The 19,695-nt window shown below is 58.4% G+C and carries 11 protein-coding genes; 7 read left to right on the top strand and 4 right to left on the bottom strand.

What is annotated here, in order from left to right; translation table 11 throughout:
* Nucleotides 1–113: 113 nt before the first annotated feature.
* From AC5SEM_RS18540 to AC5SEM_RS18530, 3 genes are all read right to left on the bottom strand, one after another.
* Nucleotides 114–647, bottom strand: a complete 534-nt coding sequence (locus AC5SEM_RS18540) for a BRO-N domain-containing protein (protein WP_495470982.1) — start codon at nucleotides 645–647, stop codon at nucleotides 114–116.
* 347 nt (nucleotides 648–994) lie between these two features.
* Nucleotides 995–2,245 carry a ribonucleotide-diphosphate reductase subunit beta gene (locus AC5SEM_RS18535; RefSeq protein ID WP_008084848.1) on the bottom strand — a complete coding sequence of 417 codons (1,251 nt, stop codon included), beginning with the start codon at nucleotides 2,243–2,245 and terminating at the stop codon, nucleotides 995–997.
* A 542-nt stretch (nucleotides 2,246–2,787) separates the two neighbouring features.
* Entirely contained in the window at nucleotides 2,788–3,048 is a 261-nt protein-coding gene (locus tag AC5SEM_RS18530) for a DUF2790 domain-containing protein (RefSeq protein ID WP_008084846.1), read from the bottom strand.
* A gap of 464 nt (nucleotides 3,049–3,512) precedes the next feature.
* Between AC5SEM_RS18530 and acs the strand changes: the two genes are divergently transcribed.
* From acs to argR, 7 genes are all read left to right on the top strand, one after another.
* Nucleotides 3,513–5,468, top strand: a complete 1,956-nt coding sequence (gene acs, locus AC5SEM_RS18525) for an acetate--CoA ligase (RefSeq protein WP_007912698.1) — start codon at nucleotides 3,513–3,515, stop codon at nucleotides 5,466–5,468.
* Nucleotides 5,469–6,187: 719 nt separating this feature from the next.
* Entirely contained in the window at nucleotides 6,188–6,961 is a 774-nt protein-coding gene (locus AC5SEM_RS18520; protein ID WP_038366516.1) for an ABC transporter substrate-binding protein, read from the top strand.
* Nucleotides 6,962–7,052: 91 nt separating this feature from the next.
* Complete coding sequence (locus AC5SEM_RS18515) at nucleotides 7,053–7,742, top strand: ABC transporter permease (RefSeq protein ID WP_007912702.1); 690 nt, start codon at nucleotides 7,053–7,055, stop codon at nucleotides 7,740–7,742.
* Entirely contained in the window at nucleotides 7,739–8,437 is a 699-nt protein-coding gene (locus tag AC5SEM_RS18510) for an ABC transporter permease (protein ID WP_495470981.1), read from the top strand. Before AC5SEM_RS18515 ends, AC5SEM_RS18510 begins: the two co-directional genes overlap by 4 nt.
* Before the next feature lies 1 nt (nucleotide 8,438).
* Nucleotides 8,439–9,551 (top strand): M14 family metallopeptidase, encoded by a 1,113-nt coding sequence (locus tag AC5SEM_RS18505; RefSeq protein WP_495470980.1) that lies wholly within the window; start codon nucleotides 8,439–8,441, stop codon nucleotides 9,549–9,551.
* 27 nt (nucleotides 9,552–9,578) lie between these two features.
* Nucleotides 9,579–10,343, top strand: a complete 765-nt coding sequence (locus AC5SEM_RS18500; protein WP_007912705.1) for an ABC transporter ATP-binding protein — start codon at nucleotides 9,579–9,581, stop codon at nucleotides 10,341–10,343.
* Between the two features lie 262 nt (nucleotides 10,344–10,605).
* On the top strand, nucleotides 10,606–11,586 hold the full coding sequence (gene argR / locus AC5SEM_RS18495; protein ID WP_034153329.1) for a transcriptional regulator ArgR: 981 nt from the start codon (nucleotides 10,606–10,608) through the stop codon (nucleotides 11,584–11,586).
* 19 nt (nucleotides 11,587–11,605) lie between these two features.
* Here argR and AC5SEM_RS18490 read toward each other — a convergent pair whose 3' ends face one another.
* A complete protein-coding gene (locus tag AC5SEM_RS18490; RefSeq protein ID WP_495470979.1) occupies nucleotides 11,606–19,411 on the bottom strand; it encodes a dermonecrotic toxin domain-containing protein in 7,806 nt (2,601 codons plus the stop codon).
* Between the last annotated feature and the right edge of the window lie 284 nt (nucleotides 19,412–19,695).

The following is a 19,695-nucleotide window of genomic DNA, read 5'->3' as shown; positions in this document are numbered from 1 at the left end:
ACAATCGCCGAGGGTTGAAAACCCTCGGACGATACTGAGTGGCCATCACATCTGTCTACGAAAAGTCCTACAGGAAATAACGACGAATCCTGCGCGGTCCTACAAACTTGTTCCTAACCCATCGAGTGCTTCGAGAACTGAAACACCTGCGTAACCCTCCGCCACCAGGGCTTCTCTAGAGAAGCTCGTCGTGGATTTTGATCGTTCAACAGGTAAGGCATATCCCGCAGCCGAATCCAGCCTTCATCCTGCCAATGCAACAAACTCAAAGACATCTCCGGCCAATCCAACAAACTCAACATTGGCCGATTTGAATTTCCCGAATCCTGCGCATCGCGCAAGGTCGGCACTACCTCATTGGTCAGCCACTCACGCAACAACCGATTCCCCGGTACGTAGTGATACACCAACAGTGCATAAACCCCGGATTCACTAAGCATCAGATGCTGTTCTGGTTCTCGAAAGTACTCAATCCACATGACGCGGCGTTGATCGCTATCTAGCTTGTTGACCACCCGATCATTCAGATGGAAACCCATCAAACGGCCAACATCGCGGGCGGAAAACCATGGCTGGTTTTCGAGTAGAAGGGCACGCAGAGAAAGGTTGTGGCGAGAGAAGACGGTTACCGAGCATGGGTTAGACATATCTATGACCTCTACGTTTGGAATTTTGGGAGGGCCTGACCCAACGTAGAGCGGACGTAAGAAATCCCAACGAGCAGAGCAGTTGCCACCGACGATTTACACGTCAGTGTCACTGACCAAGCTTTCTACGTTGGGCGTTTCTTAGGCACCTGCGATAGAGCTTATTAGTGCTCGTGGCAGGCTTCAATGGGAAGCGACTGTAAGTGCTGTAGGAGATTGAACGCTGTGACGTAGGCGTAAAAAGGCTTACCGATCGCCCATAAAAAAGCCCCGATCAGATCGGGGCTTTTTGCTTTCTCGACTTGCCGACTCAAACCGCAATCGTCAAATCGTGCCGAGCGAGACTATTAGTCCCAGCTCAACGCACCACCAGTTTGGTATTCGATCACACGAGTCTCAAAGAAATTCTTCTCTTTCTTCAAGTCCATAATCTCGCTCATCCAAGGGAACGGGTTAGTCGTCCCTGGATATTCCTCTTTCAAACCAATCTGCGACAACCGACGGTTAGCGATGAACTTCAGATAGTCCTCCATCATCGCCGCGTTCATGCCCAGTACGCCGCGAGGCATGGTGTCACGTGCGTATTCGATCTCCAGCTGCGTACCTTGCAGAATCATCTGGGTCGCTTCTTCCTTCATTTCGGCATCCCACAGGTGTGGGTTTTCGATTTTGATCTGGTTGATCACGTCGATGCCGAAGTTCAGGTGCATGGATTCGTCGCGCAGGATGTATTGGAACTGCTCGGCGACGCCGGTCATTTTGTTGCGGCGGCCCATGGAGAGGATTTGGGTGAAGCCGCAGTAGAAGAAGATGCCTTCCAGAACGCAGTAGTAGGCGATCAGGTTGCGCAGCAACTCTTTGTCGGTGTCCGGGGTGCCGGTTTCGAACTTCGGATCGGAGATCGAACGGGTGTACTTCAGGCCCCAGGCTGCCTTTTTGGCGACCGATGGGATCTCGTGGTACATGTTGAAGATTTCGCCTTCATCCATGGCCAGCGATTCGATGCAGTACTGGTAGGCGTGGGTGTGGATCGCTTCTTCGAACGCCTGGCGCAGGATGTACTGGCGGCATTCCGGGTTGGTGATCAGGCGGTACACGGCCAGTACCAGGTTGTTGGCAACCAGGGAGTCGGCGGTGGAGAAGAAGCCGAGGTTGCGCATGACGATGCGGCGCTCGTCGTCGGTCAGGCCTTCCGGGTCTTTCCAGAGGGCGATGTCGGCGGTCATGTTGACTTCTTGCGGCATCCAGTGGTTTGCGCAACCGTCCAGATATTTCTGCCAGGCCCAGTCGTACTTGAATGGCACGAGTTGGTTGAGGTCGGCGCGGCAGTTGATCATGCGCTTTTCGTCAACGGCGACACGGGCGGAGGCGCCTTCGAGTTCGGCGAGGCCTTCGGCGACGTCGAGGGAGTTCAGTGCAGCCTTGGCGCGGGCGACAGCGGCCGAGTCGTCGGCGGTCACGGCGCGAGCTTCGATCGCGGCGGCACCGCCAGCGTTGTCGAGGCGGTCCATGTTGGCTTCAGTAGCGTGGCCGGCATTGGCGCCTTTCACGGTTGCTACTTCACTGTCTTCTTTGTCGAATTCGTCCCAGCTCAGCATGACGTGTCGTCTCCTGCGTGAGGGCCTGTGCCCGTGTGAAACCTGATTGGTTGGTTTTTCACACGGTCGTACAGACCGCGTTGGATGTCGTTTTTTGCAGCGATGCACGCAGGCAAATAAACAGAAATTTTGACGGGTTCCGAGAGCCTCTGATGGGCGCAATCAGCTTTGAACGCTGCTGCGGGGCTTCAGAATGGCTTTTGCTCCCTGTAAGGGAATATTGCTGACCCGTATGGGGCGGCATTATAGGGAAAAAAACACGGCTGTGCTGAGGCGAATCCGCGCATGGAGCGGTCGAGGAGGGTGGTTTTTCGACGAGAGTGAGGGTTTACAGGGCTTTGCCGGGGATAGATTTTTTTTCGCAAAAATCTCGCAATTGTCGATTTGCTCAAAAAACGAACAAAAAAACCGGTTTTTCACTACATCTAGTGGTTTGCAAGCATTTTTGATGACTTCAAACACAACTGAGCCCGACCGAAGTCGGGCTGGAATCGACCCTCAATGAAGCGCTGAGAGATCCAATTCGGTGCAGTCTCGAATCATCAATTGGTGCAGCCGTTGCCCATGACGCTGTAACGCAGGATGTGGCGCTGGCCTTTGGAGTCGTCGTACTCCATTTTTGCAGGGACTACTTCGCAGACGTTGGGAATTTCACTCATCGATACAACGTTGGCGATGTCCAGGTGAGTGGAGTAAGTGTATTCCTCGATCACCGGTTGTTGCTGCGCGACATCAGTCGGAACCTCATCTGCCATGGCGGTTGCGCACAGACTGCTGAGGGCCAGAACCAATAAAGCTTTCATTTCAGATTTACCTTTTTGAGGTCGAGTGGGGTCACGCAACCTTTATGGGGTTGCGTGTGTAACTTCATCGTTTGCAGTTATTACTTGAGAGCTGGATTAACGGCCTTCGTGGGGGCTGTATCGTTGTTAATCGCGTTTGCCTTGTTGGCGAGGTGGATTTTAGGGAGATGGGGCGGGGGTAAACAGAGCGGGTTTTGATAAACACCTTTGGCAGATTTGGTAACAATCCCTTGAGATGGGGATTGATAACCGGGTGTTTTGTCTGTGGGACCGAGTTGTCTGATTCGCTTGCAGGCAAGCTCCCACAGGGTTCGGGGGTGTTTTGGAGGTTGGTGTCTGGCTAGTAAACGGGGTATCTGGAGGATTTGTAGGGGCTTGTTACTACCATCGTCGAATGGTTCTATGGCCCCCGCCCCGTTACAACAGGGTCATACAAAAACAACTATTACACCGAGGTAGGAAAGATGAGTGCGGCTTCTCTGTATCCCGTTCGTCCCGAGGTTCTGGCTAACACGCTGACTGACGAGGCGACCTACAAAGCCATGTACCAGCAGTCGGTCGTCAACCCTGACGGCTTCTGGCGCGAGCAAGCCAAGCGTCTCGACTGGATCAAGCCTTTCACCACGGTGAAACAGACGTCGTTCGACGATCACCATGTCGACATCAAGTGGTTTGCCGACGGCACCCTGAACGTTTCCTACAACTGCCTCGACCGTCATCTGGCCGAGCGCGGCGATCAAGTCGCAATCATCTGGGAAGGCGACGATCCTTCCGAGAGCCGCAACATCACCTACCGCGAACTGCACGAACAAGTCTGCAAACTGGCCAACGCCCTGCGTGGTCAGGACGTGCACCGTGGCGACGTGGTGACCATTTACATGCCGATGATTCCCGAAGCCGTGGTCGCCATGCTGGCCTGCACCCGGATCGGCGCGATTCACTCGGTGGTGTTCGGCGGTTTCTCGCCGGAAGCCTTGGCCGGTCGCATCATCGACTGCAAATCGAAAGTGGTGATCACCGCTGACGAGGGTATTCGCGCCGGCAAGAAGATTTCCCTCAAGGCCAACGTCGACGACGCACTGACCAACCCGGAAACCAGCAGCATCCAGAAAGTCATCGTCTGCAAGCGCACCGGTGGCGACATCAAGTGGAACCAGCATCGCGACATCTGGTACGAAGACCTGATGAAAGTGGCGGGCACCGTCTGCGCGCCGAAAGAGATGGGCGCCGAAGAAGCGCTGTTCATCCTTTATACCTCCGGCTCGACCGGCAAGCCGAAGGGCGTGCAGCACACCACCGGCGGTTATCTGCTGTACGCGGCGATGACCCACGAGCGCGTGTTCGACTACCGTCCGGGCGAAGTTTACTGGTGTACCGCCGACGTCGGTTGGGTCACTGGTCACAGCTACATCGTCTACGGCCCGCTGGCCAACGGCGCGACCACGCTGCTGTTTGAAGGCGTGCCGAACTATCCGGACATCACCCGGGTGGCGAAGATCGTCGACAAGCACAAGGTCAACATCCTCTACACCGCACCGACCGCGATCCGCGCAATGATGGCCTCGGGTCAGGCTGCGGTTGAAGGCGCGGATGGCAGCAGCCTGCGTTTGCTCGGTTCCGTGGGCGAGCCGATCAACCCGGAAGCCTGGGACTGGTATTACAAGAATGTCGGCAAGTCGCGTTGCCCGATCGTCGATACCTGGTGGCAGACCGAGACCGGCGGCAACATGATGAGCCCGCTGCCGGGCGCTCACGCGCTGAAGCCGGGTTCGGCGGCACGTCCGTTCTTCGGTGTGGTGCCGGCGCTGGTCGACAACCTCGGTAACATCATCGAGGGCGAGGCTGAAGGCAATCTGGTGATTCTCGATTCGTGGCCAGGTCAGGCGCGCACGCTGTATGGCGACCATGATCGTTTCGTTGATACCTACTTCAAGACTTTCCGTGGCATGTACTTCACCGGTGACGGCGCGCGTCGTGATGCCGATGGTTACTACTGGATTACCGGGCGTGTCGATGACGTGCTCAACGTGTCCGGTCACCGCATGGGCACGGCGGAGATCGAGAGTGCGATGGTTGCGCATCCGAAAGTTGCTGAGGCAGCGGTGGTGGGTGTGCCGCATGACATCAAGGGACAGGGCATTTATGTCTATGTCACGTTGAAGAATGGCGAGGAGCCGACCGAGCAGCTGCGTCTGGAGCTGAAGAACTGGGTGCGCAAAGAGATCGGGCCGATTGCTTCGCCGGACGTGATCCAGTGGGCGCCGGGGCTGCCGAAGACGCGTTCGGGCAAGATCATGCGCCGGATTCTGCGCAAGATTGCCACGGCGGAATATGACGGGTTGGGGGATATCTCGACGCTGGCGGATCCGGGTGTGGTGCAGCATTTGATTGATACGCACAAGACCATGAATGTGGCTTAAGCGTTAGAAGCATAGGAGCCCTGTCCGGTTTTGCCGGGCGGGGCTTTTTTGTGTCTGGAGGTTTTGTGGTGACTGGGCTGGCCTCTTCGCGAGCAGGCTCACTCCTACAGGGATCGCATTCCACCTGAAGAAACGCGATCAACTGTAGGAGTGAGCCTGCTCGCGATAGCAATCTGTCAGACGCCATCGCAGTCCATTGTCAGACCACCAACGCACCCAACCAATAATTATCGATCTACCCCGTAAGACATTTCCCGCTGTTACCCAACACCCTCCACGTAACCGAATGTGTAACCGCCCGCCCCGCGACGGGGCAAAGGGAAACGCATCGCCCCGTTTTAGAGCCTTAAAACCACCAGTGAAAAATAAGACACAACGCTGCGCTTGCCGGATTAGAAGGGTTTGCGAATAATAGGCCCGCAATTTGCAGCATAGATCGGTTCACTGTCTTTCGCTCTTGCATGAAATTGCAGGGCTGTCAATGTGCCAAAGTCGCTTTCTCTGTGCATCTGTAATTAGTTGTCGCATTGAAGAAATATCGGCTTCCGGCCTGTCGTTAGAATGCCGATCACTCGCTCATCGTGGCTGACGTTGAAACCTCCTTCGGTTTCAATGGGAAATTTCCCACCGATGCAGCAACCGATTTCCCGATTCACCCATTCGCATATTGGGCTGTCGCTCACTCTGCCGTTTTTGCCCTTTACCGATGGAGTCCCAAGATGAAGAAACTTGTGCTGCTTGGCGCCCTGGCACTGTCCGTGCTGTCGATGAACGCCTTCGCTGACGAAAAACCTCTGAAGATCGGTATCGAAGCGGCTTACCCTCCGTTCGCTTCGAAAGCACCGGATGGCAGCATCGTCGGTTTCGACTACGACATCGGCAACGCTCTGTGCGAGCAGATGCAGGTCAAGTGCGTGTGGGTCGAGCAAGAGTTCGACGGTCTGATCCCTGCACTGAAAGTGCGCAAGATCGATGCGATCCTGTCGTCGATGTCGATCACCGAAGACCGCAAGAAGTCGGTCGACTTCACCAACAAGTACTACAACACTCCGGCCCGCCTGGTCATGAAGGCCGGTACTCAGGTCAGCGAAGGTCTGGCTGAGCTGAAGGGCAAGAACATCGGCGTGCAACGTGGTTCGATCCACGAGCGTTTCGCCCGCGAAGTCCTCGCGCCACTGGGTGCCGAGATCAAGCCGTACGGCTCGCAGAACGAAATCTACCTCGACGTGGCCGCCGGTCGTCTCGACGGTACCGTGGCTGACGCCACCCTGCTGCAAGATGGCTTCCTCAACACCGACGCCGGCAAAGGCTTCGCGTTTGCAGGTCCTGCGTTCACCGACGTCAAATACTTCGGCGACGGGGTAGGCATTGCCGTGCGTAAGGGCGACGCCCTGAAAGACAAGATCAACGCTGCCATCGCGGCCATCCGCGAAAACGGCAAATACAAAGCAATCCAGGACAAGTACTTCGCCTTCGATATCTACGGCAAGTAACACGTCTCTGCGACAAGTCCGAAATGGCGCAAGCAACAGGATCTCTGCGGTTTGCGCCATTTTTTCATCCCAACTTTCGAGGACCTGAATCATGTTGAAAGGCTACGGGGCTGTCATCCTCGATGGCGCATGGCTGACGCTTCAGCTCGCCTTGTCGTCCATGGCTCTGGCCATCGTTCTCGGGCTGATCGGTGTCGCGTTGCGCCTGTCGCCGGTGCGCTGGCTGGCCTGGCTGGGCGATCTGTATTCCACGGTGATCCGCGGGATTCCCGATCTGGTGCTGATCCTGCTGATCTTCTACGGCGGTCAGGACTTGCTCAACCGCGTCGCACCGATGCTCGGCTATGACGACTACATCGATCTGAATCCGCTGGCCGCCGGTATCGGCACCCTCGGTTTCATTTTCGGTGCGTACCTGTCGGAAACCTTCCGTGGCGCGTTCATGGCCATTCCCAAAGGTCAGGCCGAAGCGGGCATGGCGTACGGCATGAGCAGTTTTCAGGTGTTCTTCCGGGTGATGGTGCCGCAGATGATTCGTCTGGCGATCCCGGGCTTCACCAACAATTGGCTGGTACTCACCAAGGCCACCGCGCTGATTTCCGTGGTCGGTCTGCAAGACATGATGTTCAAGGCCAAGCAGGCGGCAGATGCCACCCGCGAGCCTTTCACCTTCTTCCTCGCAGTGGCGGCGATGTACCTGGTGATCACCAGTGTTTCGTTGCTGATCCTGCGTCAACTTGAGAAGCGCTACTCGGTAGGCGTAAGGGCGGCTGATCTATGATCTTCGACTACAACGTCATTTGGGAGGCCATGCCGCTGTACCTCGGCGGCTTGCTGACCACCCTCAAACTGCTCGCGCTGTCGCTGTTTTTCGGTCTGCTCGCGGCCCTGCCGCTGGGGCTGATGCGCGTCTCGAAGAACCCGGTCGTCAACGGCGCCGCGTGGCTGTACACCTACGTGATCCGTGGCACGCCGATGCTGGTGCAACTGTTCCTGATCTACTACGGTCTGGCGCAGTTCGAAGCGGTCCGCGAAAGCTTCTTGTGGCCGTGGCTGTCCAGCGCAACGTTCTGCGCGTGCTTGGCCTTTGCGGTCAACACCAGCGCCTACACTGCGGAAATCATTGCCGGCAGCCTCAAGGCCACGCCGAACGGTGAGATCGAAGCGGCCAAAGCCATGGGCATGTCGCGCTTCAAACTGTACAAGCGCATCCTTCTGCCATCGGCCCTGCGCCGGGCACTGCCGCAGTACAGCAACGAAGTGATCATGATGCTGCAGACCACCAGTCTGGCCTCCATCGTGACCCTGATCGATATCACTGGCGCAGCACGTACCGTCAACGCGCAGTTCTATCTGCCGTTCGAGGCGTACATCACCGCTGGCCTGTTCTACCTGTGCCTGACGTTCATTCTGGTCAAACTGTTCAAACTGGCCGAGCGTCGCTGGTTGAGCTACCTGGCCCCGCGGAAGCACTGATATGGAACGCATCGACCACGTATTGCCGTGGAGCCACCTGGGCAGCGAGCGCAAGATTTCGGTCTTTCGCTTCGGCCACGGCGAGCGCAAGGCCTACATTCAGGCCAGCCTGCACGCTGATGAGTTGCCGGGCATGCGCACTGCCTGGGAGCTGAAAAAGCGCCTCGGCGAACTCGAAGCCAAAGGCTTGCTCAACGGTGTTATCGAGCTGGTGCCGGTCGCCAACCCGTTGGGTCTCGGGCAATTGCTGCAAGGCAATCACCAGGGCCGTTTCGAGGCCGGCAGCGGCAAGAATTTCAACCGTGATTTCGTCGAGCTGAGCGCGCCGGTTGCGGCAGCATTGGCCGAGCGTCTCGGTGATGATCCGCATGCCAATGTGCGTCTGATCCGTCAGGCCATGGCTGATCACTTGGCGGCATTGCCGGAGGCGAGTAGCCAGTTGCAAGGTATGCAGCGTGTGTTGCTCAGCCATGCCTGCACCGCTGATGTGGTGCTCGATCTGCATTGCGATGCCGAAGCCGCGCTGCACATGTATGCGTTGCCGCAGCACTGGCCGCAGTGGCGTTCGCTGGCTGCGCAGCTGAATGTGAAGGTGGGGCTGCTGGCGGAAGATTCCGGCGGTAGCTCGTTCGATGAAGCCTGTTCGCTGCCGTGGCTGCGCCTGTCGCGGCAGTTCCCTGATGCGCAGATTCCACTGGCGTGTCTGGCGACCACGATTGAGCTGGGCGGTCAGGCCGACACCGGTCGCGCTGAAGCCTGCGCCTATGCTGAAGGCATTCTCGCGTTCCTCGCCGAGCAAGGTTTGATCACCGGCGAGTGGCCGAACCCGGCGCACGAAGCCTGTGAAGGCATGCCGTTCGAGGGCACTGAGTTGCTGTTCGCGCCGCACCCTGGCGTGGTGAGTTTTCTGCGCAAGCCCGGCGAGTGGGTCGAGGCGGGCGACGAGATTTTTGAAGTGATTGATCCTCTGTCCGATCGGGTCAGCACGGTGTGTGCTGGTACCTCCGGGGTGCTGTTTGCCATTGAACGGCTGCGTTATGCCCAACCCGGTTTCTGGCTGGCCAAGGTGGCGGGGCGCGAAGCGCTGCGTCACGGGCGCTTGCTCAACGACTGACTGACTGTTTTTGTGAGAACCGACCGCATGTACAAACTTGAAGTCCAAGACCTGCATAAACGCTATGGCAGTCACGAAGTGCTCAAGGGCGTGTCCCTGAAAGCGGCAGCCGGCGATGTGATCAGCATCATCGGCTCCAGTGGCTCCGGCAAAAGTACTTTCCTGCGCTGCATCAACCTGCTCGAGCAGCCGCACGCGGGCAAGATTCTGCTCAACAACGAAGAGCTGAAACTGGTGGCGAACAAGGACGGCGCGCTGAAAGCCGCTGATCCGAAGCAGCTGCAACGCATGCGTTCGCGCTTGTCGATGGTGTTCCAGCATTTCAACTTGTGGTCGCACATGACTGCAATTGAAAACATCATGGAAGCGCCGGTGCACGTACTGGGCGTACCCAAGTACGAAGCCCGCGAGAAAGCCGAGTACTACCTGAACAAGGTCGGCGTGGCCCATCGTAAAGACGCGTTCCCTGGGCACATGTCCGGTGGCGAGCAGCAGCGTGTGGCGATTGCCCGTGCGCTGGCGATGGAACCTGAGGTAATGCTGTTCGACGAACCGACCTCGGCGCTCGACCCTGAATTGGTTGGCGACGTGTTGAAGGTGATGCAAGCACTGGCTCAGGAAGGTCGCACCATGGTTGTGGTCACGCACGAAATGGGCTTCGCCCGTGAAGTGTCGAACCAGTTGGTGTTCCTGCACAAAGGCGTTGTTGAAGAAAGCGGCAACCCGCGCGAAGTGCTGGTGAATCCGCAATCGGAACGTTTGCAACAATTCCTCTCGGGCAGTTTGAAATAAATCAGGGCTGCCGTTGTGCACCGTGATAGTGCATGCTTCGCAGCCAGAAGGCCGGCCTGCGATCTCTGTGGGAGCGAGCCTGCTCGCGAATGCGATGTGATATCCGACATAGATGTCGACTGATCCACCGCTTTCGCGAGCAGGCTCGCTCCCACAGTTGGATCTCTGCCTGGATCTCGGTTGGTTTCAAGATTTGTGTTCATTTACGGGCTAGCATTGGCCCATGCCTTCATCACTGTTCTTCGCTTCGGATTGCCCGCCCATGACTGCCCATCGAATTGGTTTCCTGATTTGGCCCAGCACTAAAGCGTTGACGCTGGCGCTGGCGGAGGAAGCCTTGCGTGTTGCTCAGCGGGTGCACCCGGACGTGGTTTACGAACTGTCGTTCCTGCAAGCCGAGCCACCGGCCGAAGGCGCCTGGCAATTGCCCGGCGAGGCATGGACCGGCAAGCTCGAAAATTTCCAGAAACTGTTCCTGCTCGCTGACGAGCCGCCGACCACGTTGGCCCCGGCGCTCAGCAGTGCGCTCAAGCAACTGGTGCGTGCGGGCACGGTCATCGGCGGTCTGTCCGCGGGTGTGTACCCGTTGGCGCAACTCGGTTTGCTCGACGGTTATCGCGCTGCCGTGCATTGGCGCTGGCAGGACGATTTCGCCGAGCGTTTCCCGAAAGTCATCGCCACCAGTCATCTGTTCGACTGGGATCGCGATCGCTTGACTGCGTGTGGCGGCATGTCCGTGCTCGACTTGTTGCTGGCGGTACTGGCCCGTGATCACGGTGCGGAACTGGCCGGCGCTGTCTCGGAAGAATTGGTGGTTGAACGTATCCGCGAAGGTGGCGAGCGCCAGCGCATCCCGTTGCAGAACCGTCTCGGTTCCAGTCATCCGAAGCTCACCCAAGCGGTGTTGCTGATGGAAGCCAACATCGAAGAGCCGCTGACCACCGACGAAATCGCCCAGCATGTGTGCGTGTCCCGTCGTCAGTTGGAGCGGATCTTCAAGCAATACCTCAACCGTGTGCCGAGCCAGTACTACCTTGAACTGCGCCTGAACAAGGCCCGGCAGATGTTGATGCAGACCAGCAAGTCGATCATCCAGATCGGCCTGTCTTGTGGCTTCTCCTCGGGGCCGCATTTCTCCAGCGCCTATCGAAACTTCTTCGGTGCCACGCCGCGGGAAGATCGCAACCAGCGGCGCAGCAGCAGTCCGTTCGAATTGTCGTCAGTGCCACCCGAGCGCGGTTAGACCGCGTCGAGCGCCGGGGTCAATCGGAAAACGAAAGGTCCTGGAAGTCATCCAGCGCTTCGTTTGTGCTGGCTCGCGTTTCTCGATCCTCCAGTCTGCGGGCGATCAGTGCCTCGTTGTACGTTCTCAGGCGATGCTCGCTCTGCGTGCTTAATGGATTGCCACTGAAGTCATAAGTGGCCCCTGAACCGAGGGTCGGTGACGGCAGCGGGTCAGGAAGCTCGGTAATGGCGTTGGCGGACAGATCGGCATAATTCAAACGGGGCAGTTCGAAAAGCCCGGCTGGAAGGTCACTCAACCCGCTGTGGCCCAGATGTAACGAGTAACACGTCCGCAGGTTTCGCAGGTCTGGTGCCAGCCCCAGCGGGTTGTGGCTCAGGTCGAGAACTTGCAGGTTTTCCATGCGTGCCAGGGCGCTCACCGTTTGCGCGTTCAGGGTGATTTGGCAATCGGGCAGTTCCAGGTCAGTCAGCTTGTTCAAGGTGAATACCGCTTGGGGGATCTCATTGAGCTGATAGGCCCGTATGTCCAGTTGCTCCAGATTCGGCAGCAGCTCAAGCAGGCGATCAACCCGAGGATGTACTTTCGCGGTACTGGTCAGTGTCAGCTCGCTGATCTGCTCGAAGCGCCCGCTCAGTGTTGGCAACTCGCCGGTGAACGAAAGATCACAGGTGAGTTCGGTGGAGGAAAAACCTATCGGAGCTTCGCGCAATCTGCGTTCCAGGCCATTTACGAACCAGGCTCTTTTGGCATTTTCCTGCCGCAGTGCTTCGCCCTCCAGGGTGGCGCCTGTGACTGGATCGCGCGGGGCCTCCTTCGCCCAGGCCCCGAGTTCGCCCAGTAATGCCGCAAGGTCGCTCTGCCGGCGCAGCAATTCAAGATGCCCCTCGGCGAGCGTGCCGGGCAGCCTGTAGATCAGATGGTTAGCATCGACTTCGCTGATGCGTGGGTATAACGATTGCGTCAGGGCAATGTCCGCTTCTGCGGCCGTTACACCCAGATGCTGGCGAGTGATCTGGTAGTCGGTTTTGATTCGGTCTCTGGCGGCGGCGGACAGCGGATTGGCCCGCAGGTCGACCCCGTTGGCAGCGAAGCCAGTCATGTCTTGCGGCAAATCGACTATGGCGTTTTCGCTCAGCAGCGCGTAGCGCAGCCGCGGCAATTGGCCCACGCCGACGGGAACCTGGCTGATAGCGGTGCGACTGAGGTCGAGTGTTGTCAGAACTCGCAATGAGCTGACATCCGGCGCGGTGCCAAGGGGGTTGTTGTACAGGTCCAGCGCCTTCAGGCGACTCAGTCCGGTGAGCGTGGTCTGCCCCACGCTATCGAGAACGATGCCGCAACTGCTCAGCGTCAGTGTTTCCACGGCCGGCATCAGTGAGAGTGCACGGGGCATTCGGCCCAAGGCAAAACTGCGCAGTTCCAGCACCTGCAATCCGCTGAAGCACGACAGAAAACCCGTGGGCGCATTCAACGCCTCATTGCCGCGTATGGACAGACGGATGACGTGGCTGAAATCGGCCGTCAACGACGGTAATTCACCGGCGAAGGACGCATCAAATTCCAGCGAGTTCAGCCTCAACTCGAGTTTGTTCGGGTTTCTGCCGCGCCAGAATTCCTCCAGTTTCTCACTGAACTGTTTCCTGTTGCTCCTTTCCAGTGTTCGTCGGAATGCCCCCCAGTGTTCGCCGGTCGCAGGGTTGCGCACCGGTACGCGTTCGGTCCAGGTATTGAGGTCGCTGAGCATCTGGCTGATCTCCACCTCCCAGCGCGCCAGTTGCGCCGTACCGGCCTGCAAGCTGCCAGGCAGGTGATAGATCATGTGACTGGCGTCGTCGACATCCATCTCCGGGTACAGCCGTAGCGCGCTGCTCAGATCGCTGACGTCCGGCATCACATCGAAGTGGCGTCCGTGCTCGACATAAAAAGTCTTGATACGTTCGCGAGCCGCCAGGGACAGCGGGTTGTTGCCCAGATTGAGCCCGTCGGCAAGGTCCAGATCGATGCTGAAAAAAGCCTCGGGGAGATCGCTGATACGGTTGTCGTTCAACAGGGCGTTTTTCAGGTTCGGATGCCTGGCGATGCCTTCGGGCAGGGCGGGAATACCGGTATTGCTCAGCAGAATGTCACGCATGGCCGGGAAGGACTGAAGATCAGGTGCCGTCGATAGCGGGTTGTGGCTCAGATCCAGCAGCTCAAGGTTTTGCCGTGTCGCAAGGGTGCTCTGGTCGAGGGCGGTGAAGGTGATGCCGCAATCGCTCAGCGTCAGTTCCTTGAGCTTCGTCAGACGAGTCACGGTCTGGGGGATTTCGTCCAGCGGGAATTTTCGCAGTTCCAGTTCCCGCGCGTTCACGAACAAATCGGTGAACGCATCCGGTGCGCCGATGGCGGCGTTGCCTTTGAGTTTCACGCCTGACACATGGCTGAAATCCGTGGTCAGTTGGGGGAAGTCTCCAAAGAACCTCAGGTCGGCTTCGAGAAAGTCGGCGCGCATCCCTGATTCGCCATAGCGGTGACGCCAGAATCGCTCCAGCTGCTGGCCGAATTCGGATCGGGCGGCGTACTGGTCGAACAGCTCAATGGCCGTGAGGATCTGCCCAGTGAGCGGGTGAGTGCCTGGCACCTGGGGAGCCCACAAGGTCAGGTCGGTGGTCATCTGATTGAGTTCGGCGCGCCATTGAACGAGCTGCGTCCGGCCATCTGCCAAAGTGCCTGGCAAGTCATAGAACACATCGCTGGCCTCTTGTTCGTCCAGGGACGGGAACAGTTGACGCATCAGGGCGATGTCGCCTTCATCGGCGCGCACGTCGAAGTCGAAACCGGTGCGTCGGTAATAGGCTTTTATTTTATTGTGCGTTGCACTCGATAGCGGATTGTCGGAGAAGTCCAGTCCGTCACTTTGATTGGCCGTCATTTCAAAAACGGTATCGGGGATTTCGCTGATACGGTTGCCGCTGAGAATTGCGGTGCGCAGGTGCGGGTGGCTGGTCAGTCCGTCGGGCACTACGTTGATGCCGGTGTTGGACAGATCGAGGTAGGTCAGCTCGGGCAGCATATTCAGATCGGGGAAGGTCCCCAGCGGGTTGTTGCTCAAATCCAGCGTATGCAGGTTGTTGAGTGATACCAGTGTCGCCTGATTTTCCGGGGTCAGCACCACACCGCAGTCGTTGAGCTCGAGGACATTGAGGCCCGGCAGCCTGATCTCTGACAGCGCAACCGGTTCAAGGTCGAAGGCGTGCAATTCCAGCGTGTTCAAATGTTCAAAACGGCGCACGAATGGCAACAGAGCGGTGATGTTTTTGTTGCCCGTCAGCCTTAACCGGGAAACATGGCCGAAGTTGGCGCTGAGAGCGGGCATGTTTCCGGCGAAGTCCAGATTGGCCGCCAGTTCGCTTTGCCTGGCCGATGCCGATCTGTTGCGCCAGAACTGCTCCAGGTTATTGCGGAACGTCTCCCTTGCACTGCGTTCCAGGACTTGCTCCTCGAGCGTCAACGGGCGCTTGAACACGGGGTCGAGCGCCGGAGTCTGCTGGGCCCACGCGTCCAGTTCGGTTTTCAGCGTGCTGAGTTCGGCTTCCCAGCGGGCCAGTTGGGCTCGACCTTCAGCCAGGGGGCCGGGTATCCGATACAGAAGTTCACTGGCCTGATCAATCTCCAGCGCCGGAAACAGTGCCACCGCGCGCTCGATGTCTGCAGCCTCCGGCCGTACCCCGAAGTGTTTTCCGGTGTGGTTGTAGAACGTCTTGACCTTCTCTCGTGTTGCCGCCGTCAGCGGGTTGTCCGCAAACCCGAAACCGTCACTGAGCGAGCTGGCCAGATTGAAAAAGGATGGCGGTATTTCGGTGATCCGGTTGCCCTGGAAGTTGCCGGAAATCAGCACCGGATGATCGAGCAGATTGTCCGGCAGCGTCGAAATACCGGTTCGCGACAGATTGACGTAGCGCAGCGAGGGTAGAGCGCTGATATCGGGTAGCGCATTCAGCGGATTACTGCGCAGGTCCAGCAGCGAGAGCTTGGGCAATGCCGCAAGCACTGCCTGGTTGGCCGCCGAGTGGCTGACGCCGCAGTTGCGCAGGATCAACTGGCGCAGATGGGGCATGGCAGTGAAGGCTTGGGGCAGATTCGGCAGGTTGAGGTTTTGCGCATCCAGATACAGCATTCCCGGAAAGCGTTGCAGAAAAACATCCACGGCCCCGGTACTGGCACTGCCATTGATCGAGAGCATGGAGACGTGGCTGAAATCCGCCTCCAGCAAAGGCAGGTCACCGACGATCGGTTCAGCGATCTGCAGCATGTAGCCTGAGGGCCCGCGAGTCTGTCTGCGCCAGCAGCGTAAAAGTGCCTCTCTGAACAGGGCACGATTCTGTAGGGCTGCCCGGCGCTGCATGTAGGTCAATGGCAGGCCGCTGGCCGGGTCGTTGGCGGGGACATCGGTTTCCCAGCGCCGCAGGTCATCACTGAGCTTGAAGTGCTCGTCGCGACGTGCGGCCAGTTCAGCGTTGAGTGCTGTCGGATCATTCTGGAACGGGGCGACATAAGCTCGTGCTTCGTCGGTGGAAATGCCTCGAAAGACCTCTTGGGCGCGCTCTTCGGGGCTGATGATTCGCTGGCCGGTGGTGGTCAGGTTGTCCTGGTTTTCAATGCCCACCGCACCGAGTTCGCCCGCCTCAAAAAAATCGACATCTTCAACGCGCCTGGGTGTATTCAGTCGCTGATTGCCAAAGCCTTCCAGGCGCAGCGTATCGACGACAGGCTGGCGGATCGGCGCCTCGAACAACACGGTGCGCAGCTCGTTGCGCGCCAGTGTCCGCTCACGGATCGCCGAGTACAGCCGATCGTTCTGGCCAATCTGCATCTTCAGGTTTTGGCGTTCACCGTCGGGCAACGCATACAAAACGCTGGAGTAGAAATCAGTGGCCGAATGCAGTTCCTGACCGCGTTCGTCATAGGGCTGGTAGCGACAGTCCTGTTGGCGAACCAGTACTTTGCGTGCGGGCGCGGTTTCGATGCCGATGCTGTTGAGTACGAGACCTTCGTAGCGTTCATCGCGGATTTCGAGGCGTACGTCGCCGCTCCAGCCTGGCAATAGCTTGAGGCTGTGCAGAGCGAGTGCATCGGAATCGGGATTGTTCATCGAGTCCAGTGCCAGCCCTTCGTAAGCACGGGTAACGCGTACTTCCTGATTGGCCAGTTGCATGAGGTCCTGTTGACGCTCCGGCAGGTCTCCCTCGTTGATCTGCAACAGCTCGCTGCCACTGGCGGTGTCGAGCAGTTCCCGGGTGATGCTGGCCGGCAGTGTCGGATCGCGGCTGACAAGGGCTTGGGCCAACGGGTCGTCGACACGCTGGAGCGCCTGATAGCGCGATTCGAACAGCGAGCTGCGATGGCGGCGAGCGAGAGCGGCCAGTTGCTGGCGCAGGTTTTGGCTGCGCACGTCGAGCGAAGGCATTGGCCCGCCGAACGGTTCTGCGAGCAGGGCTTTGGCTTGTTGTTCGTCGAGGGTAGCCAGCAGGCTCTTGAGCAGATCGCCATCGATCAGGCGACTTTGATCAAGCTCGGTCAGCGGCAAGGTTTCGTCCGCCGAAGATTGCCAGATCAATTCACCCTGCCGATCGACCAAACGCAGGCGCCGGGTGTTGGGCCAGCGACCGTGCTGAGTCAGCAGTTGCAGTTGCGTCGCGGGATCGGCCCGCAGGAATTCCTCGCTGACGTCGCTATCGAGCTGATTGATCAGGCGTTGCAGTTGCTGATCGATCTTGAAGCGCTGGATGCTATCAGCCAGCAGTGGTGGCGGCGTTTGCTGATCGACATGCATTTTGCGCACGGCATCTTCGGTGACGCCGCTGACCCGCAGCAATGCCTCGCGCTCGGTCGGTGAGAACGACTCGACTGCCGGACCGATTCGCCGCAGCGCCGTGTCGGTGTCCCACTCCAGCGGTCGTTCCAGTTCGGTGTGCCAGGCGCCGGCGCCATTGTGCCGCACCACCGGCTGGTAAGCGTCGGCTCGGGTCGGGTGATCAATGCGGTACTGGCCGGGAACCGCGCCTTCACTGACTGCAAAGTGGGCATTCTCAAGTGGCAGCAGTTGTTTGTCCTGGTGAGTGTGCAAGCCCAGTTCATTGGGTATTGAACTGGCATCGGGTTCTGCCGGGTGTTGGTACCGGGCCAGATCGGGCTCCCAGTAGCGGGTTGCACCGCTGGCCAGCTTCACAGGCTTGAAGCGGTCGATGAATGCGACAACTTCCTTGGGCAAGACCTTGCGAAACTCGCCGGCGCCAATCGCACCGCCCATGCCGAAGATACCCAGCTGGATCAGCGATTCGACGGTGCCCATCAGGTGTGTGAATGCTTCGGTCGTGCGACCCTGTCCCCATTCGATGATGCCCTCGAAGGCTTCATCGAGCATTTGATAGGCCATGTAGGCCATCATTGCTTCACCCAGCACCGGCACGAACGGTGCGACGATCAGCGCGGCGGCCTGCACGATGTTGGAGATGACGTTGCTCACCGAATCCCAGAACGCCCAGCGTGCTTTTTGATCGACGATAGCGGTGGGTACGGCGATCACTCGGGCGTCATTGAAGATCTTGTTCAGTTTCGTTTGGTAAAGGTGTTGCCACAGACCGTCATGGAACGGTGTCAGCGTGGTCTGCAGATCGGGATGCTCGACGGCCGTTTCGCGCCACGCGGGCAGTGAGCTGCCGGGCTCTGGCGGATGCCACTCGATCTTCGTCAAGCGGCTATTGAGGGTGCTGAAGAAAAAGCCGCGATGTTCGTGGTTCACGAAGCGGCTGAAAAACTGCTGGTAGTCTTTCGAGCGTAACTGGCGCGTCAGTTCGACGATCAGATCGTTGGTCGAGGCGTATTCCTTGAAGGGGTGCTCGGGATCATCGGGGACGTAAGCCACCACGCGCGCAGGGTCGCGTGATGCGTACAGATCAGGGGCAAACACGACGATTCCGGTGAGCGGCGCGCACAGCATCCCCATGTCATGGCACAACACGGGCGCCCCGCTGACGTACAGGCCTTTCATGCCGTCGAGCACGGCGTCGATCAAGCGAAAATAACTTTCCGATACATCGCGGTTCATCCGCGCCCATTGCAGGGCGGCTTTCATCGCGGCCTTCTGACTGTCGTCCAGTTTGCTGCGCAATACGGACGCCACCATCGGATCGGTATAGCCGAGGTTGTCTTCGAGATGGGTTTTGTACTGAGCGCCGAGGTCCAGTCTTCGGCACAGTTGGGTGAAGGCGGCAATGCTCAATTTGGTCTTGATTGACGGCAGGGTCGTGAACTGGCCGGTGGCGGAGGGCCGGGTGACAAAGGTTGAGTCTACGTCGAAGGCGTCGTCACCGGTTTCCGACTCCTCGAAATTGTGCAGCGCAGCGTCCAGTAACGAGACCGTCCAGGCACGCGTGCCGGTTCTGATCGGGAACCAGGGCGTGGTGGCGGGGATGTACAGGCGCACGAAGGTTTCGCGCACATCCAGATCCAGGCCAAAGCAATTGTTCAGTTCCTGTTTGAGCAGAGGTTCGGCAAAGGCGCTGGCGTCCTGCAGATGTTCCAGGCTCTGGTCGACCTTGCTTTGTGCGGTCCAGTGCGCGGCGTTGAGGGCCTTCATCTGTTGATGTTGCTCGACAGGCGCTGCTTGAAGGGAAGCTGACATCTGCGGCGGGATGTCTTTGAGTCGCTGGCGCCGGCTCGATGAAGCGTTGCCGAGCCAGTCGGGCAGAGCGTTTTTCAGCGGCAGATAATGATCGTCTTGATACTGCGCGTCACTCGTGGCGGTCGAGGCTGCCGCAGGGTGTCGTTGAGTCAGGTGCATGGGCCAATCCTTGGCGTTGAAAGAACGCGCAGCAAATCAGGAATGGGCCACCCTTGTGCGGTACATATTTATATCTTTGTCGCGGGGTTGAATTGGTATTCTCAGCAACCTGCCGCAAATCGGCGGCGCCCGGTAAACTGCGCCTTTGCGACGCTATTTGTCGCATTGCCGTAAACCCGGGAAAATCCGGGGTTTGCGCTATAAGAAGTTGTCGCTTGGCGACAAGGCCGGGCAGAAAACTGTCCTTACAATCCCCCCATCGCTCGCCAGTTTCAGGCGGGTGG

The organism is Pseudomonas sp. CH61 (assembly GCF_059429415.1).
Note: the sequence above shows the minus strand (reverse complement) of the source record. Positions and strands in the feature narration are given on the sequence as shown.

Bases quoted from the DNA above. Each gene is read 5' to 3' on its own strand.
- AC5SEM_RS18515 (WP_007912702.1), top strand. From the start codon at position 7,053: ATGTTGAAAGGCTACGGGGCTGTCATCCTCGATGGCGCATGGCTGACG.
- AC5SEM_RS18540 (WP_495470982.1), bottom strand. From the start codon at position 647: ATGTCTAACCCATGCTCGGTAACCGTCTTCTCTCGCCACAACCTTTCT.
- AC5SEM_RS18505 (WP_495470980.1), top strand. From the start codon at position 8,439: ATGGAACGCATCGACCACGTATTGCCGTGGAGCCACCTGGGCAGCGAG.
- acs (WP_007912698.1), top strand. From the start codon at position 3,513: ATGAGTGCGGCTTCTCTGTATCCCGTTCGTCCCGAGGTTCTGGCTAAC.
- AC5SEM_RS18490 (WP_495470979.1), bottom strand. From the start codon at position 19,411: ATGCACCTGACTCAACGACACCCTGCGGCAGCCTCGACCGCCACGAGT.
- AC5SEM_RS18535 (WP_008084848.1), bottom strand. From the start codon at position 2,245: ATGCTGAGCTGGGACGAATTCGACAAAGAAGACAGTGAAGTAGCAACC.
- argR (WP_034153329.1), top strand. From the start codon at position 10,606: ATGACTGCCCATCGAATTGGTTTCCTGATTTGGCCCAGCACTAAAGCG.
- AC5SEM_RS18530 (WP_008084846.1), bottom strand. From the start codon at position 3,048: ATGAAAGCTTTATTGGTTCTGGCCCTCAGCAGTCTGTGCGCAACCGCC.
- AC5SEM_RS18500 (WP_007912705.1), top strand. From the start codon at position 9,579: ATGTACAAACTTGAAGTCCAAGACCTGCATAAACGCTATGGCAGTCAC.
- AC5SEM_RS18520 (WP_038366516.1), top strand. From the start codon at position 6,188: ATGAAGAAACTTGTGCTGCTTGGCGCCCTGGCACTGTCCGTGCTGTCG.
- AC5SEM_RS18510 (WP_495470981.1), top strand. From the start codon at position 7,739: ATGATCTTCGACTACAACGTCATTTGGGAGGCCATGCCGCTGTACCTC.